Annotated in this window: 15 protein-coding genes; 5 read left to right on the top strand and 10 right to left on the bottom strand. The window is 71.6% G+C overall.

All coding sequences use genetic code 11. The annotated features are described in order from the left end of the window. Positions 1-106: 106 nt before the first annotated feature. The 3 genes from dxs to AB0I60_RS34470 all read right to left on the bottom strand — a co-directional run bounded on the left by dxs (position 107) and on the right by AB0I60_RS34470 (position 5364). Positions 107-2008 (bottom strand): 1-deoxy-D-xylulose-5-phosphate synthase, encoded by a 1902-nt coding sequence (dxs, locus tag AB0I60_RS34480; RefSeq protein WP_360737637.1) that lies wholly within the window; start codon positions 2006-2008, stop codon positions 107-109. Between the two features lie 72 nt (positions 2009-2080). Beyond that, the gene (locus tag AB0I60_RS34475; RefSeq protein ID WP_360737634.1) at positions 2081-3310 is read right to left on the bottom strand and encodes a class I SAM-dependent RNA methyltransferase; all 1230 of its coding nucleotides are present in this window, start codon (positions 3308-3310) and stop codon (positions 2081-2083) included. After that, positions 3307-5364, bottom strand: a complete 2058-nt coding sequence (locus AB0I60_RS34470) for an APC family permease (RefSeq protein ID WP_360737632.1) — start codon at positions 5362-5364, stop codon at positions 3307-3309. The genes AB0I60_RS34475 and AB0I60_RS34470 overlap by 4 nt, the downstream gene beginning before the upstream one ends. An 82-nt stretch (positions 5365-5446) precedes the next feature. On the opposite strand from AB0I60_RS34470, the gene AB0I60_RS34465 reads away from it, so the two are divergent. Together AB0I60_RS34465 and AB0I60_RS34460 are read left to right on the top strand one after the other, a co-directional pair. Then, positions 5447-6109 carry a TrkA family potassium uptake protein gene (locus AB0I60_RS34465; protein WP_360737629.1) on the top strand — a complete coding sequence of 221 codons (663 nt, stop codon included), beginning with the start codon at positions 5447-5449 and terminating at the stop codon, positions 6107-6109. A 1-nt stretch (position 6110) separates the two neighbouring features. After that, positions 6111-6767 carry a TrkA family potassium uptake protein gene (locus AB0I60_RS34460; protein WP_360737627.1) on the top strand — a complete coding sequence of 219 codons (657 nt, stop codon included), beginning with the start codon at positions 6111-6113 and terminating at the stop codon, positions 6765-6767. Here the strand turns inward: AB0I60_RS34460 and AB0I60_RS34455 are convergent. Further along, complete coding sequence (locus tag AB0I60_RS34455) at positions 6764-6979, bottom strand: hypothetical protein (RefSeq protein WP_360737624.1); 216 nt, start codon at positions 6977-6979, stop codon at positions 6764-6766. The two genes, AB0I60_RS34460 and AB0I60_RS34455, sit on opposite strands and share 4 nt — an antisense overlap. Positions 6980-7066: 87 nt before the next feature. On the opposite strand from AB0I60_RS34455, the gene AB0I60_RS34450 reads away from it, so the two are divergent. Together AB0I60_RS34450 and AB0I60_RS34445 are read left to right on the top strand one after the other, a co-directional pair. Then, positions 7067-7921: a helix-turn-helix transcriptional regulator gene (locus AB0I60_RS34450; RefSeq protein WP_360737622.1), complete on the top strand. Its 855-nt coding sequence runs from the start codon at positions 7067-7069 to the stop codon at positions 7919-7921. Further along, complete coding sequence (locus tag AB0I60_RS34445; RefSeq protein ID WP_360737620.1) at positions 7918-8094, top strand: DUF397 domain-containing protein; 177 nt, start codon at positions 7918-7920, stop codon at positions 8092-8094. The genes AB0I60_RS34450 and AB0I60_RS34445 overlap by 4 nt, the downstream gene beginning before the upstream one ends. On the opposite strand, the gene AB0I60_RS34440 is transcribed toward AB0I60_RS34445, so the two are convergent. The 4 genes from AB0I60_RS34440 to AB0I60_RS34425 all read right to left on the bottom strand — a co-directional run bounded on the left by AB0I60_RS34440 (position 8091) and on the right by AB0I60_RS34425 (position 10983). Beyond that, entirely contained in the window at positions 8091-8762 is a 672-nt protein-coding gene (locus AB0I60_RS34440; protein ID WP_360737618.1) for a hypothetical protein, read from the bottom strand. The genes AB0I60_RS34445 and AB0I60_RS34440 overlap by 4 nt on opposite strands. A gap of 175 nt (positions 8763-8937) precedes the next feature. Continuing rightward, a complete protein-coding gene (locus AB0I60_RS34435; protein WP_360737615.1) occupies positions 8938-9588 on the bottom strand; it encodes a hypothetical protein in 651 nt (216 codons plus the stop codon). Between the two features lie 328 nt (positions 9589-9916). Further along, on the bottom strand, positions 9917-10609 hold the full coding sequence (locus AB0I60_RS34430; protein WP_360737613.1) for a DUF3159 domain-containing protein: 693 nt from the start codon (positions 10607-10609) through the stop codon (positions 9917-9919). Continuing rightward, positions 10606-10983, bottom strand: a complete 378-nt coding sequence (locus AB0I60_RS34425; RefSeq protein WP_360737611.1) for an OB-fold nucleic acid binding domain-containing protein — start codon at positions 10981-10983, stop codon at positions 10606-10608. The genes AB0I60_RS34430 and AB0I60_RS34425 overlap by 4 nt, the downstream gene beginning before the upstream one ends. A 105-nt stretch (positions 10984-11088) precedes the next feature. Between AB0I60_RS34425 and AB0I60_RS34420 the strand changes: the two genes are divergently transcribed. Beyond that, positions 11089-11805: an alpha/beta hydrolase gene (locus AB0I60_RS34420; protein ID WP_360737609.1), complete on the top strand. Its 717-nt coding sequence runs from the start codon at positions 11089-11091 to the stop codon at positions 11803-11805. 107 nt (positions 11806-11912) lie between these two features. On the opposite strand, the gene AB0I60_RS34415 is transcribed toward AB0I60_RS34420, so the two are convergent. Beyond that, complete coding sequence (locus tag AB0I60_RS34415) at positions 11913-12545, bottom strand: DUF3710 domain-containing protein (RefSeq protein ID WP_360737606.1); 633 nt, start codon at positions 12543-12545, stop codon at positions 11913-11915. A gap of 5 nt (positions 12546-12550) precedes the next feature. After that, positions 12551-13018: a dUTP diphosphatase gene (gene dut / locus AB0I60_RS34410; RefSeq protein WP_360737604.1), complete on the bottom strand. Its 468-nt coding sequence runs from the start codon at positions 13016-13018 to the stop codon at positions 12551-12553. Positions 13019-13038: the final 20 nt, after the last annotated feature.

Here is a 13038-nt window from a genome sequence, read left to right as displayed (position 1 = left end):
CCCCCGGATCATGCCTTCGACTGGGGGCGTCAGTCATGCCGGACCCGGCGACCACAGCTCCTCGATCAGGAACTACGAAAAAGGTAACGGGGGGAAGGGTAGCCCGTTACTTCTGCACCCGGGCGTCGATTTCGGCGGGCTCGCCCGCCACGACCCACTCGGTGATCCGCCGGGCCACGTCCTGCGCGGTCAGGCCGAGGTCGGAGAGCACCTCGGCGCGCTCGCCGTGCTCGTGGAAGTCCTGCGGGATGCCCAGGTCGCGCAGCGGGGTGGTGACGCCGGCGTCGCGCAGGGCGGCGGCCAGCGCCCAGCCGAAGCCGCCGTGCCGGCCGTTGTCCTCGACGGTGACCACGAGCCGGTGCTCGCGGGCCAGCTCCACCAGGTCGTCCGGCACCGGGAACACCCAGCGCGGGTCGACCACGGTGACGCCGATGCCCTGGTCGGCCAGGCGCTGCCCGGCGGACACGCCGAGCCCGCCGAACGCGCCGACCGCGACCAGCAGCACGTCGGAGAAGCCGGAGCGGGCGAGCACGTCGACCTTGCCGAGGCGTTCGAGCGCGGGCAGGTCCTCGCCGACCGACGCCTTCGGGTAGCGCACGACCGAGGGCGCGTCGGAGATGGCGACGGCTTCCCGCAGCTCCTCGCGCAGCGTCACCGCGTCGCGCGGGGCGGCCACGTGGATGCCGGGGACCAGGCCGCAGATCGACAGGTCCCACATGCCGTGGTGGGACGCGCCGTCCGGGCCGGTGATGCCGGAGCGGTCGAGCACGACGGTGACGCCCTGCTTGTGCATGGCGACGTCCATCAGGAGCTGGTCGAACGCCCGGTTGAGGAAGGTCGCGTAGATCGCCACGACCGGGTGCAGGCCGCCCATGGCCAGGCCCGCCGCCGAGGTCATCGCGTGCTGCTCGGCGATGCCGACGTCGAAGCACCGGTCGGGGTGCAGGCCGGCGAACTTGTCCAGGCCCGTCGGCCCGCGCATCGCGGCGGTGATGGCCACCACGTCCGGGCGCTCGGTGCCGATGGCGGCGAGCTCGTCGGCGAAGACGTGCGTCCAGGTGCGCTTCGCGGGGGTGAGGGCCTCGCCGGTGATCGGGTCGATGACGCCGGTGGCGTGCATCTGGTCGGCCTCGTGGTTCTCGGCCGGCGCGTAGCCGTTGCCCTTGCGGGTGACGGTGTGCACGATGACCGGTCCGCCGAAGGACTTGGCGCGGCGCAGCGCGGACTCCAGCACGGGCAGGTCGTGGCCGTCGACCGGGCCGATGTACTTCATGCCGAGGTCCTCGAACATGGCCTGCGGGCTGAGCGCGTCCTTGATGCCGCGCTTGGCGGCGTGCAGCGCGGCGTACACCGGCTTGCCGACGAACGGCGCGTTCTGCAGGGCGGTCTTGCCGCGTTCGAGCGCGCGCTCGTAGCCGGGCTGCAGGCGCAGCGACGCGAGGTGGTCGGCCAGGCCGCCGATGGTCGGCGAGTAGGACCGGCCGTTGTCGTTGACCACGATCACCACGGACCGGTCCCGGCCGGCGGCGATGTTGTTCAGCGCCTCCCAGCACATGCCGCCGGTCAGCGCGCCGTCGCCGACGACGGCGACCACGTGGCCGCGCCGCCCGGTGAGCTGGAACGCCTTGGCCAGGCCGTCGGCGTAGGACAGCGCGGTGGAGGCGTGGCTGTTCTCCTCCACGTCGTGCTCGCTCTCCGAGCGCGACGGGTACCCGGACAGCCCGCCGCGCTGGCGCAGCGTGTCGAAGTCCGCGCGCCGGCCGGTGAGGATCTTGTGCACGTAGCTCTGGTGGCCGGTGTCGAACACGACCGGGTCGCGCGGCGAGTCGAAGACCCGGTGCACCGCCATGGTCAGCTCCACGACGCCCAGGTTCGGCCCGAGGTGGCCGCCCGTGCGGGAGACCTTGTCGACCAGGAACCGCCGGATCTCCTCCGCGAGCCGCTCCAGTTCGTCGTGCTCAAGCCGTTTCAGCTCCGCCGGTCCGTGCACGGATTCCAGCAGCGTCACCGCTCCACCTCGCCCTGTGGTTGGCTTCCCCGATCGTCCGGTCAGTCTACGGACCACTGGCTGAGACGCTGCTCAGCGAACGGGCTCCAGCAGCGCCACGCATTCGACGTGGTGCGTCATGGGGAACGCGTCGAACGCCCTGAGCTGCGCCAACTCGTAGCCGTGCTGGGCGAGCACGGCGATGTCGCGGGCCAGCGCGGCAGGGTCGCACGCGACGTAGACCACACGGACGGGTCGGTGCCGGGCGATCGCGGTGACCACGGCCCGGCCCGCCCCCTTGCGGGGCGGGTCGAGCACGACGACGTCCGGCGGCAGGTCGGTGAACGCGGGCGTGTCCAGCACGGTTTCGGTGCGCCCGGCGTGCCAGGTGACCTGGGGCAGGTCGGACAGGTTGAGCCGGCCGTCCTCGACCGCGCGGACCGACGACTCGACCACGGCGACCGCCCCGTCCTCGCCGACCTGCTCGGCCAGCACGGACGCGAACAGGCCGACCCCGCCGTAGAGGTCCCAGGCGCGTCCGCCGGGCGGGCAGTCGGCCCAGTCGCGGACCACGGCGGCGAGCGTGTCGGCGGCGGCCGGGTGGACCTGCCAGAAGCCGTCGGCGCGCAGGTTCCACGCCCGGTGCGCGGCGAGTTCGGTGGCGGTGCCGCTGCCCCGGCGGCGGCGGGCCGGGCCGGGCACCGGGCGGCCCCGGCGCACGGTCGGCGGGCCGATCTCGGTGAGGTGGACCTGGCCGCCGGCGTCGCGGGTGACCACCAGCTCGGACTTGGCCGGCCAGGTGCGGTCGACCACGTCGTCGAGCGCGCCGGGCGCGGCGATGACGCAGTGGTCCACGGGGACGACCCGGTGGCTGCGGTGGGCGCGGAAGCCGGGGCGGCCGTCCGACCCGACCACCACCCGCAGCCGGGTGCGCCAGTCCTCGGGCCCGCCGGGCAGGTCCTCGACGATGACCTCCCAGTCGAGCCCGGCCAGCCGGTGGAGCTGCTCGCCGACCACGGCGGCCTTCAGCTCGCGCTGGGCCTGCCAGGAGGCGTGCTGCCAGTCGCAGCCGCCGCACTTGCCGGGTCCGGAGAACGGGCACGGCGGTTCCACCCGGTCGGGTGATGATTGGAGGATCTCGACGGCGTCGCCCCGGCAGAACGACCCGCCGGCGTCCTCGGTGACCCGGACCCGGACCCGCTCGCCGGGCAGCGCGTGCCGGACGAAGACCACGCGGCCCTCGTACCGGGCCACGCAGTGCCCGCCGTGCGCGACCGCGCCTACCTCGACCTCGATCAGCCGCTGCTCCCAGGTGGCCGTCACTCGCCGTCCTTCTGCTCCGCGCCCCGCCGCTCCGGTCCGGTCCCGCCCGGCCCGGTCCTCGGGGCGCCACCGCGCTTGTCCAGGCCGCGCCGGATCGCTCCGGGCGCGACCACTTCCCTGTGGGTCACCTTCGTGGCCGACGTGAGCTGCCACGGCACGCTGGTCACCATCACGCCGGGCTGGAACAGCAGCCTGCCCTTGAGCCGCAGCGCGCTCTGGTTGTGCAGCACCTGCTCCCACCAGTGGCCGACCACGTACTCCGGGATGAACACCGTGACCACGTCGCGCGGGTTGTCCGTGCGCACCCGCTTGACGTAGTCGAGCACCGGCTTGGTGATCTCCCGGTAGGGGGACTCGATCACCTTCAGCGGCACTTTGAAGTTCTCCTTCTCCCAATCCTGCACCAGCCGCCGCGTGTCGGCGTCGTCGACGTTCACCGTCACGGCCTCCAGCACGTCCGGGCGGGTGGCCTTGGCGTAGGCGAGGGCGCGCAGGGTCGGCATGTGCAGCTTCGAGACCAGCACCATCGCGTGGTTGCGGGCGGGCAGCAGGCGCTGGCGCTCCTGCTGGCGCAGCTCCTCGGCGACCCGGTCGTAGTGCCGGCGGATCGCGGTCATCAGGGCGTAGATCGCGGCCATCGCGGCGATGGCGATCCACGCGCCCTTGGTGAACTTCGTGATCAGCACGACGACCAGCACCGAACCGGTCATGACCAGGCCGAACGCGTTGATCGCCTGGGACCGGCGCATCCGGTTGCGGGCGGCGGCGTCGGTCTCCGAGGCGAGCAGCCGGTTCCAGTGCCGGATCATGCCGGTCTGGCTCATCGTGAACGACACGAACACGCCCACGATGTAGAGCTGGATGAGCTTGGTCACCTCGGCGTCGAACGCGATCACCAGGATGACCGCCGCGCCGGCCAGGAAGACGATGCCGTTGCTGAACGCCAGCCGGTCGCCCCGGGTGTGCAGCTGGCGGGGCAGGTAGCGGTCCTGGGCGAGGATCGAGCCGAGCACCGGGAAGCCGTTGAACGCGGTGTTCGCCGCGAGCACCAGGATCAGCGCGGTGACCACGGTGATGAAGAAGAACCCGGCCGGGAAGCCGTCGAACACCGCCCCGGCGATCTGCGCGACCATGGTCTTCTGCTCGTAGCCCGCCGGCGCGTCGACGAGCTGGTGCGCCGGGTCCTCGGCCATCTTCACGCCGGTCATCTGGGCCAGCACGATCAGGCCGAGCAGCATGGTGACGGCGATCAGGCCCATGGCGAGCAGGGTGGTCGCGGCGTTGCGGGCCTTCGGCTTGCGGAAGGCGGGCACGCCGTTGGAGATGGCCTCGACGCCGGTCAGCGCGGCGCAGCCCGAGGAGAACGCGCGCAGCACGAGGAACACGAACGCCAGGCCCATCAGGTGGTCGTCCTCGGCCCGCAGCTCCAGGCCGGCGCTCTCCGCGCGCATCTCGTCGCCGAGGAACAGGCCCCGGAACAGCCCGTAGCCGATCATCAGCAGGACGCCGACCATGAACGCGTAGGTGGGGATGGCGAACGCCGCCCCCGATTCGCGCAGGCCGCGCAGGTTGATGGCGGTGAGCAGGACGATCGCGGCCACCGCGAACTCGACCTTGTGGGTGGCCACGAACGGGATGGCGGAGCCGATGTTCGCCGCCGCCGACGAGATCGACACGGCGACGGTCAGGATGTAGTCGACCAGCAGGGCGCTGGCCACGGTCAGCCCGGCCCGGGGGCCGAGGTTCTTGGTGGCGACCTCGTAGTCGCCGCCGCCGGACGGGTAGGCGTGCACGGTCTGGCGGTAGCTCGCGACGACCGTCAGCATCACGACGACGACCACGACACCCACCCAGGGTGCCATCGCGTAGGCGCTCAGCCCGGCCACGGAGAGGACGAGGAAGATCTCCTCGGGCGCGTACGCGACGGACGACATGGCGTCCGACGCGAACACCGGCAAGGCGATTCTCTTGGGCAGCAGGGTGTGCGCTAGTCGATCGCTCCGGAAGGGCCTGCCGACCAGGAGGCGCTTGGCCGCTGTTGCGAGCTTGGACACGGGTCGAAAGCGTAAGGGGTCAGGTCCCCTGGTCGGAGTAATCCTCGGTAGGTTCTCCCCAGGCGTCGTTCGGGAGGCATTCGTGCACGTGGTGATCATGGGCTGTGGCCGGGTGGGCTCGTCCCTGGCCAAGGCCCTGGAACGCCTGGACCACCAGGTCGCGGTGATCGACAAGGACGCCCAGTCGTTCCGGAGGCTGGGCGCGGACTTCCACGGCCAGCACGTGGTGGGCAACGGGTTCGACCAGAAGGTGCTGATCGAGGCCGGCATCGAGCGCGCGGGCGCGTTCGCGGCGGTGTCCAGCGGCGACAACTCGAACATCATCTCCGCGCGGGTCGCGCGCGAGACGTACGGGGTCGAGGCCGTGGTGGCCCGCATCTACGACGAGAAGCGGGCGGCGGTGTACGAGCGGCTGGGCATCCCCACCGTGGCGACCGTGCCGTGGTCGACCGACCGGTTCCTGCGGATGCTGCTGCCCGAGGGCGCGTCCACGGCGTGGCGCGACCCGTCGGGTTCGGTGGCCGTGCTGCCGCTGGACCTGCACGAGGACTGGGTGGGGCACCCGGTGCGCGACTTCGAGGACGCGACCGGCTGCCGGGTGGCGTTCGTGATGCGGTTCGGGACCGGCGTGCTGCCGGACGCGAGGACCCTGTTCCAGGCCGACGACGTGGTGTACGCGGCGGCGCTGTCCGGGACCGTGACCGACGTGGCCGCCGCGGCGGCCCAAGCGCCCGAGGAGGTCTGAGGTGCGGATCGCCATTGCCGGGGCCGGCGCGGTGGGCCGGTCGATCGCGGCGGAGCTGGTGGCCGACGGGCACCAGGTCATGCTGATCGAGCGGGACCGGGCGCACTACGAGCCGCACACCGTCGAGCAGGCCGAGTGGGTGCTGGCCGACGCGTGCGAGCTGTCGTCGCTGGAAGACGCCGGGATGCAGCTGTGCGACGTGGTCATCGCGGCGACCGGGGACGACAAGGTCAACCTCGTGGTGTCGCTGCTGGCCAAGACGGAGTTCGCGGTGCGGCGGGTCGTGGCGCGGGTGAACAACCCGACCAACGAGTGGCTGTTCACCGAGTCGTGGGGCGTGGACGTGGCGGTGTCGACGCCGCGCATCCTGTCCGCGCTGGTGGAGGAGGCCGTGACGGTCGGCGACGTCGTCCGGCTGATGACGTTGCGCCAGGGTCAGGCCAACCTGGTCGAGATCACCCTGCCGGAGGACACCCCGCTGGGCGGTGTCGCGGTGAACACGCTGGAACTGCCGAGGGACGCGGCCCTGGTGACCATCCTGCGCGGCGGCCGGGTCATCGTGCCGACGCCGGACGACACGTTGGAGGGCGGCGACGAGCTGCTCTTCGTCGCGGCGGCGGACGTGGAGCGCGAGATCCGCTCGGCCCTCGGGTACTAGGCGGGGCCGCCGGCCGGGTCGGCGGGGACCAGGCCGGCGCTCGCGAGGACGCCGACCAGCTTGGTCGCGCCGGCGGGGGTGAGGAACAGCGCGGAGTCCTCGCCCAGGCCGATCTCCACCCCGCCGTCCGGGGCGACGGTGCACCGCACGGCGGTGTCCCCGTGCACGTCGATGCTCGCGGATACCCTGGCCGATCCCATTCCCATGTACATGTGCTCACGCTAGCCCGATATATAGCTGCGTCTAGTACCACGATCGAGTGATTGCTAGCCGTTGATCGAGAGCGGAACACTGAGACCATGTCGACCTCCGCAGTCATCGACGCCTGGGAGCTGGGGCTCCGGCTCCGCGAACGCCGCGAGCAGCTCGGCCTCACGGTCAGCGCCGCCGCGAAGTCCATCGGCACCGCGCAGCCGAACCTGTCGGCCATCGAGAACGGCAAGCGCAAGATCACCCAGCGGAACCTGGCCGGCCTCGTCCGGCTGCTGGAGCTGGACGAGGACGAGGCCGCCGAGTTCGACCGGCTGCGGATCGGCGCGGAGCACCGCGACTGGTACCACCGGTACGCGGGGCTGTTCAACGACGACTTCGTGCGCTACCTGGGGCTGGAGCACGGCGCGCGGTCCGTCCGCGCGTTCGAGAGCTGCTTCGTCCCGGGCATCCTCCAGACCCGCGACTACGCTCACGCGCTGCTCCGCAGCGGATCGCCATACGTCCGGCTGACCGAGGTCGAGCCGAGGCTGGAGGCGCGGTTGGCGCGCGGCGGGCTGCTGGAGGGCGACGACCCGCTCTCGCTGTTCGTGCTGCTGAGCGAATCGGCGCTGCGCCAGCAGATCGGCGGGCCCGAGGTGATGCGGAGGCAGCTCGACCACCTCGCCGAGGTGGTCGAGGCGAAGGAACACGTCGACGTCCGCGTGCTGCCGTTCGAGGCAGGTGCCTATCCGGCACTCGGCGGAGCGTTCTGGGTGATGTCCTTCGCGTCGCCCCTGCTGCCCGAGGTCGTCTATCAAGAGACGTTGACTTACAACACTTTCATCGACCAGCGTCACCAGGTGCGCGAGTACACTGTGGCATTGGCGGAGACGACCGAACAGGCCCTCGACCCGGCCGACTCGCTCGCGCTCATCAGAAGGCTGTCCGAGGGGATGACATGACCCGGCCCGAATGGCGCAAGAGCAGTCGGAGCAACCAGGTGAACAACTGCGTCGAGGTTTCGCTCACGCGGCTGACGTCCCGCGTGCGGGACTCCAAGAACGTCTCCGCGCCCGCGCTCGCCTTTCCGCCCGCGAGCTTCGCGGCCCTGCGCGAGGCGCTGAAGCGCGGCTAAGCGCGTTCCTCTTCCACGGTCACGGTGAAGTCGAACGCCGCCGGACCGTTCGCCGGGGTCACGTGCACGGTGAAGCCACCTACCCCGTTGTCCGCGGTGAGGTGGGGGGCGGTTGCCTCGCCGTCGTCGTCGGTCGTCGCGCAGGCTGTCGGGTGCGGACCGGGGAAGGAGCCGGACGACGTGCCCGGTCGGACCGTGAACTTCACGTCCGCGTCCGGCACCGGGTTGCCGTTGAAGTCCTGGGCGATCACGGCCAGGTCCGGGTAGACGGCACCGCCTGCCGGCACCTCCCTGGTGCCCCCGGCACCGGACGGGGTCAGTGTCTCCACCCTCGGCTGCGGCGGCGGGTCGCTGTAGACCGTGATCGTGAAGTCGGTGGCACCCGGGCCGTCCTGCGCCGTCACGTGCACCGTGAAACCGCCGACCTCGTCATCCGCCGTCAGCGTGGGCGCGGTCGCCTTGCCATCCCCCTTCGTGGTCGCGGGTTCGGTGGAGGAACCGCCGGGGAACTGGCCGTTCGAGGTGTTCCGGTGGATCTCGAACACCACGACGGCATCCGGCACCAGGTTCCCGTCGAAGTCCCGCGCCACCACCACCAGGTCCGGCACGACCACCTCGCCCACGACCACCCGGCGCAGGGCCGAACCGTCCGGGACGAGGGTCTGCACCGGCCTCACCAGGGAAACGGCCCCGGGCGGCTGCCCCGGGACGGACCGTTCGCGCACTGCTCCTCACCCCCAACGCCGGGAACGGCGACACCCACGGCACCGGAGAGGCGGGCGGCACACCCCTGCGCCACCCACCTCGCTGCGTCGCACCGCACCTGGTGCGGCACCTGGTGGATCAGTGCGCGCCTTCGAGCGGCTTGGCGGACTTCTGCAGGAAGAACGTGTTGTTGTCGATGTCGAACCCGATTTCCGCCGACGGGTTCGCCGGCGTCAACGTCACTTCCAGGGCATCACTGCTCACGTCCCAGATGACACCGTTGTTGCCGTTCGAGTTCAGGTAGACGTAAACGATTTCGAGCGGTTCGTAACTGACGTGCTCGTTGTTGCCCACCTCGTTGATCGCCAGCGGCGAGTACTGCATCGGACCGCCCTGCACGCTCACTTCGAGGGCCAGGCCGAAATTCGTGGTCTTGCCGTTCTCGTTGCGGATCTGGAAGCGACCCTGGGTGCCCGAACCGTTGTCGGTCCAGGTCCCGTCGTCGAACGCGTACTCCCGGCCGAGCGTCGGGTCGTCCTGGGAGGAGCCCTGGATGATCTGCTTGCCGTGCTCGATCACCGTCTGCGTGGCGAACAGCGCGTACTTCTCCTCCCAGACGACCGCGTTCTTGTCCCACGGCGAGAAGGCCAACCAGTTGACGTTCGGCACGTCGGTGCCGGCGGAGGTGCCGCCGTCCGACGCCTTTGCCACGGTCACGAACTGCTTGAGGTTCTTGATCGCAGCCGCACCGGCGTCACCGGGGTCGATGTTCAGCGTGTACGTGGTCATGGTTCTCCCTCACGTGAAAAGCACGTCCCGCCGGATCGTGGACGGCGATCCGGATAATCGTGAGCGGCAGCCGTCGATTTGCGTGACATTTTCCGCCGTGGATCCGAAGTTAGCGGCGGGGCGGGTGCGGACCAACAGGGCCGCCGGGTCGTCAGCCGATGTGACGGCCCCTTCACCCTTCCTGGGCACGGGAGGGGGCGACGGCGGGTCCGGAAACGCCCACCCGTCACCCGGTGATGCCGACCCCACCACGGGCGGGGCGAAGCCCGGTCAGCAGAGCGGCCCCGAACCCAAGGGGGTCGGGGCCGCGTCGTCAGGTGCGGTGGGGTCAGCGCTCCTCGGCGGTGCCGTGCTGGGTCCGCAGGCGATCTTCCGCCAAGCGGTTCTCCTCCTCCTCGGTGGCCTGGGCGGCCTTGAGGCGCTTGTCCGACCGGCGGACCGCCCACACCGTGGCGACCAGGGCGACCGCCATCAGCGGGTAGCCCATGGCCAGCTTCGCGGCGGCCAGCCAGCCCACCGACGCCTCGTCGTACAGCCAGCGCTGCACCACGAACCGCGAGCCGAAGACCAGCGCCCACACCAGGGTGGCGATGTCGTAGTCGCGGACCGACGCGCGGTCCTTGCGCCACGCCGTGCCCTGGCCGTTGAGGAAGTTCCAGGCGACGCCCGCGAGGGGCCAGCGGACCAGGATCGACAGGACGAACGCGCCGCCGTAGACCAGGTTCTGCCAGATGCCGAACAGGAAGAAGCCCTTGGCGTCACCCGTCCGGTAGGCGATGAACGCCGCGATGCCCACGCCGAAGACCGCCGAGACGGCCGGCTGGAGCGAGCCCTTGCGCACGGCCAGGGCGATGCCGATCAGCACCGCCGACCCCAGTGCCGCCCAGATCGCGGGCATCAGCCCGGCGAAGGCGTTGACCAGGACGAAGACCACGACGGGCAGCGACGAGTACAGCAGACCGCTGACCCCGCCCATCTGCTCCAGCAGGGTCGGCTGCTTCTCTGTCCCGGTGGTCGTCATGAAGCGATCTGCAACTCGTAATAGGGGTTGTAGAGCACTTTGCGCCCGTCCCGCACGGCGATCCGCCCGCGCGCTTTGATGGTCCTGCCCGGTTCGATGCCCGCGATGCGCCTGCGGCCCAACCAGACGAGGGTGACGCCCTCGGTGCCGTCGTACAGCTCGGCCTCCAGGGTGGCGGCGGCGTCCCGGGGGCACAGCTCCACGCTGCGCAGCCTGCCGAGCACCGTCACCTCCTCGCCGGACTTGCAGTCACACGCGCGGACGGCTCCGACCTCCACGACTTTTCGGGAGAGGTCGTCGGCGTCCAGCTCGCTGACGTCGGTGGTCAGCCGACGCACGAGGCGGCGCCAGTAGCCGCCCCCAGTGTTGGTCATCCCCGACTCCTGGGTGCTTCGTGGGCCTCGACAGCGAAGCCCGTCCAAGACCAGCGTAACCGGGTACCCCCGATCGGGTATCCGGCTGGGGGAGGATGTCAAACCATGACTTCGAGGGACGTCCGACCGACTTTCGTCGTGCTCCCCGGCACGGCGTCGGACGAGGTGTTCGTCCGCTCCGCCTTCGCCGGGCCGCTGGCCGCCTCGGGGTTCGAACTGGTCGCGCCCCGGTCGCGTTCGGTCGCCGCGCACTTCGCCGCGCTGGACGCGCTGTGGGCGGGGAAACCGCTGGTCGTGGGCGGTGTGTCGTTGGGGGCGCACGTCGCGGCGCGGTGGGCGGTCCGGTACCCGGAGCGGTGCGCCGGTGTGGTGGTGGCGCTGCCGGCGTGGGTCGGACCGGCGGGTGACGCGCCCGCCGCGCTGGCCGCGCGGGCGAGCGCGGCGGCCGTTGACGGTCAAGGATTGGTGGCCGCGCTGGCCGGCGTCGACGGCTGGGTGGGGGCGGAGCTGCGCCGCGCGTGGCCCCGGTACGGCGACCGGCTGGCGGACGTCCTGCGCGAAGCCGCCGGGTCGGTCGCGCCGGCGCTCGACGACCTGCGCGGGCTGGACGTGCCGGTGGGCGTCGCCGGGTGCGCCGACGACCCGGTGCACCCGCTCGCGGTGGCCGAGACGTGGCTGGCCGCCCTCCCCCGGGCGGCGATGAGGACGACGACGCTCGACGCGCTGGGCGCGGACCGCTCGGCGCTCGGCCGGGCCGCGCTCGACGCCTACCTGGCCGCAGCCGGAGCCGCGACCCAGTCGAAAGAACACACCATCGTGTAAGACCGGCGGACCACGCCCCCGGAGTACCCCGCGCGGGGGAGGAAACCGCCGTCATGCGGACCCGGCGCGGACCCGTGGACCCGGACCGCGCCGCGCTCGACGTCCGCCTAGCCCTGCTGTTGCTGCTGCTGCGCCGCGATGTGCCGGGCGATCGCCTCGGGCAGCTCGATCGGCAGCGGGGTGCGGACCGGCATCGGCCGGTCCCCGCGCACCACCACGGTGTCCCGGACGAGGTCGTAGAGCGCCTCGACGGCCTGGACCGACTGCTCCTCGGACGGCGCGGCGGCCACGCCCCGCAGCATCCACCGGGGCCCGTCCACGCCCACGAAGCGCAGGTGCACGTCGTTGTTGCGGGCGCTGATCTCCTCGCCCCAGTCGCCGTTCTCCCGGTTGATCCGGAACCCGTCGCCCTTGAGCTGCGCGATCAGCTCGGCACCGACCTCGGGCCACAGCCGGTCCGACTTCGGCGCGGCGAACGCGCTGACCGTGAGCTGGCCGACCGGCGTCAGCAGGTGCACGGCGCGCACCTCGCCCGCCGGGTCCATCTCGACCTGGAGCTGGGCCCCGTCGGGCACCGGCAGCCGGATCGAGCCCAGGTCGAGGCGGGTCAGGCCGTCGTCGGGCGCCTGCCCGTCGTCGAACGGGCCCTCCGCCGGGCCGTCCTCCGGGAAGTCGGCCTCGGGTTGCGCCGTCCCCCGGTTCGCGGAGTGCCTACCGCGCTTGCGGCGCTTTCCGAACATCGCCTTTACCCCTCCGTCCGGGCGAGCACGTCGTGCCCGCCTGTAGAGCCGTAGCCGCCCGCGCCCCGGTCCGAGTCGGGCAGGTCGTCGACCTCGCGGAACACCGCGTGCTCGACCTTCTGCACCACGAGCTGGGCGATCCGGTCGCCTCGGGTGAGCACGACGGGCGCGCGCAGGTCGTGGTTGACCAGACATACCTTGATCTCGCCCCGATAGCCGGCGTCGATCGTCCCCGGCGCGTTCACCACGCCGAGGCCCACCCTGGCCGCCAGGCCGCTGCGCGGGTGCACGAACGCCGCGTACCCGTCGGGCAGCGCGATGGCGATCCCGGTCCCCACCACCACGCGCTCCCCCGGTTCGATCACCACGTCCGAGGTCGTCACCAGGTCCGCGCCCGCGTCGCCCGGTCTGGCGTAGGACGGCGGCGGGACGGACGGATCGAGCCGGGACAGCAGGACCTCGACGCTGGGCACGGCGCGCGAGACTACCCTGG

It is taken from the genome of Actinosynnema sp. NPDC050436 (genome assembly GCF_040655415.1).
Lineage (GTDB): Bacteria > Actinomycetota > Actinomycetes > Mycobacteriales > Pseudonocardiaceae > Actinosynnema.
The sequence above is the reverse complement of the archived record's forward strand: the minus strand, read 5'-3'. Positions and strand labels throughout refer to the sequence as shown.